This is a genomic window from candidate division WOR-3 bacterium (genome assembly GCA_026418155.1).
GTDB lineage: Bacteria > Hydrothermota > Tepidihabitantia > Tepidihabitantales > CAIPLT01 > JAOABV01.
Map to the genome: position 1 here is coordinate 8,350 of JAOABV010000054.1, position 2,919 is coordinate 11,268.

At 35.4% G+C, this 2,919-nt stretch carries 2 protein-coding genes; one reads left to right on the forward strand and one right to left on the reverse strand.

What is annotated here, in order from left to right; all coding sequences use genetic code 11:
• Positions 1–1,577, reverse strand: a 1,577-nt coding sequence (locus tag N2201_06180; protein ID MCX7785792.1) for a hypothetical protein, incomplete at its 3' end; no start/stop codon positions are given.
• 435 nt (positions 1,578–2,012) lie between these two features.
• Between N2201_06180 and N2201_06185 the strand changes: the two genes are divergently transcribed.
• On the forward strand, positions 2,013–2,919 hold a 907-nt coding region (locus N2201_06185; protein ID MCX7785793.1), incomplete at its 3' end, for a glycosyltransferase family 4 protein.

Below are 2,919 nucleotides of genomic sequence, written 5' to 3' on the forward strand. Positions count from 1 at the left end.
GAGATTAAAGTTTTAACTAATCTGCCAGAAATATCATAAATCTGTAAAGAAACATTTACTTGACCTGGTAGCGAATAATGGATAGTGGTTAGTGTTTTGAATGGATTTGGTATTGGTGCTTTTAATGTTAGTGGAGAGAATCTCTTTGTTCTCGGTTGTGCTTCAATACCAGGAGCAAACGGAACAGGAATATGAAGCATCGCAATTGGATTTCGGGTCGCTCTGCCTTGTGTCATAACTACAGACCCTGCAACCGAATCAATCATAAAAGTAACATATAAGGTATCATACGCAACTCCTGCAGCACATGGATATCGTTTTGATGTTGTATTAGGTGTTGTCACCCTGCGCACAACTGGCCAGGTTAAACCGTTATCTCGGGATTCAGCCACCCAAATATCAGCACGATTATAACCAGTTGTTGGGTCAACATTGGGAATAGAATCAAATTCTTCCCATACTGCATATAAATATCCGGTTGTTGATTGTTGAACAAGTGAAGGTCGACACGCCCAAAGGTAGTTAAAACCGCCGCCAGCAATAAGGGTATCAGTATCAGCCCTTCTTACAAAACTCCAAACCGGATTGTTAGTTGGACAATAATGCCAGATTTCGGCTGGAATAACAACAGGAAAAGTATCATAAAGTACAGCATTGAAAGCAGCAATAATATGTAAATTATCAAATCTATCAAACATCGCATACAGAGAAGTAATATGATATGAGGGTTTTGCATAAGGAATTCCTTGAAATGCTGGTGGAAAGGGCATTAAGACCGGTGTCTGCCAAGTTAAGCCACCATCATTTGATATTATATAATAAGCCGAATCAACCGGCGCTGCTAAACTACCAGGATGCTCCCATTGCGTCCAAGTTATAATAATTTTATTAGAACTTTTTGATGCGTGTATATTTTGACACGGTCCATAAGGTTCGGGCATAGGAGGACATATTCTTATCGGTGTAGACCAAGTGCACCAAGGTTGAATCCGAGAGTAGTATAAAGTATCATCATAATCACCTATCGGGTCTTCTTTAATCATTGCACAATGAATTGTTTGGTTCTGAGTGACTGCGACTACGGGCCAGAGAAAACCGGTGGGACCTAAACAATAAATAAAATTTCCGGTTCCAGATGCTAAGTCTTTTCCGACAATTGGTGTTAAGCGTCCACCGATTGACTGGTGCGCACTAACAACCGCAACACCAGCAACTGGGTCATAATCAAGACTCCCAAAACCACTTCTTTGAGTAAAAACATTAGATAAATCACCAAAAATCCAAGAATGAGTTAAAAAACTATAAAAATTATATCCCATATTTCGGTCAGACCAAGGAGATGATAATTCGTTGCTGCGCATACAGATTGCATGCACGCCATTAGCAATTGAATCAACTCGCGACCAAGTCCAGGTTGGACCACCGTAGGGCCAATCATAAGTTGTATAACCAGCAACACTCATTGTATAAAGCAGACTATCTGGAAATGCAACTTTTATCTGGGTTGGACTAAAATTTCTCTCTTCAGCAATAACAATTAAAAAAAGGGATATGAAAAGACTTAATGTTTTCCTCATATCTCCTCCTTAATATGGTTTCGATTAAAGATTTACTTACCATAAAATATCATCCTCCAACTATCCAGTTGCTAAATAAGTATACATCACTTATTTTGTTGTGTCAAGAATATAAATTGATTAGGTAAGTGTATAAATATTGTGTAAATTTAGACTTGATATGTTAACAATAAAGGTATATCCTGCTATGATAGACAATTTTAATAATAAGAAAAGGAGCACACACCTAATGGAAGAAAAAAGAAATTACCCGAAATTCTTGACGCTACCCACTGTAGTTACTTATTGACGATAAGAAAAAAATTAATTATCATTTTCTCTTATATAATTTTAGTTAATAATAATTAACGATTAGCAAAAAATTAATTATCATTCTTTCTAAAGAAGATTTTAGTTATTAACATTGACGATTAAAAATCAATTATCATTCTTTTTATGAAGATTTTGGTTATTAATTGGCGTTGTATTAAGAATCCATTAGCAGGTGGCGCAGAAATTTATTTCCAAGAAATCTTCAAGCGAATTGTTAAAGTAGGACATTCAGTCACTCAATTAGCAGTTAAATTTGAAGGCGCTCAAGAACAAGAAATTATCGATGGCATTAAGATAATCCGAATTGGCTCTAAAAATACTTTTAATTTTGCGGTCTATCATAGACTTGATGATATTCTCAGGCAAGATAATTATGACATTGTTATTGATGATTTAAATAAGATTCCTTTTTATAGTCCTTGGATAACTAAAAAACCAGTATTAGCATTAATGATGCATCTTTTCCGAAAGAGTATATTTTCTGAAGTATCAATACCTTTTGCCAGTTATGTCTATTTAATGGAAAGTTTAATTCCTTTATGTTATAAGCATAACAATTTTGCCACCCTTTCGGAGAGTTCAAAACAAGATTTAGTAAAAATGGGAATCAAAGCCGAAAAGATAGCAGTAATTCCGCCTGGTATTGATTTAAGTGTTTATCAGCCCGATTATGCTATTAAAGAAAAGAATCTAATCCTTCATACTGGTCGCCTTAAACGATATAAATCAGTTGACCATCTGCTTTATGCAACCCAGAAATTAAGTCAAAAAAGAAAAGATTTTAAGGTCGTAATTATTGGCGACGGTGATGATTTCGCAAGATTAAAAAATCTAACTAAGAAATTAGATATTGAAGACTATATTACTTTTACTGGTTATATTCCAGAAAAAGAGAAAATTAAGTATTACCAGAAAGCAAATGTCTTAGTTGAGAATTCAATTAAAGAAGGATGGGGAATGATTGTAATTGAAGCCAATGCTTGTGGCACACCAGTGGTTGCAGCACGGTCGCCGGGCTTAAAAGATGCGG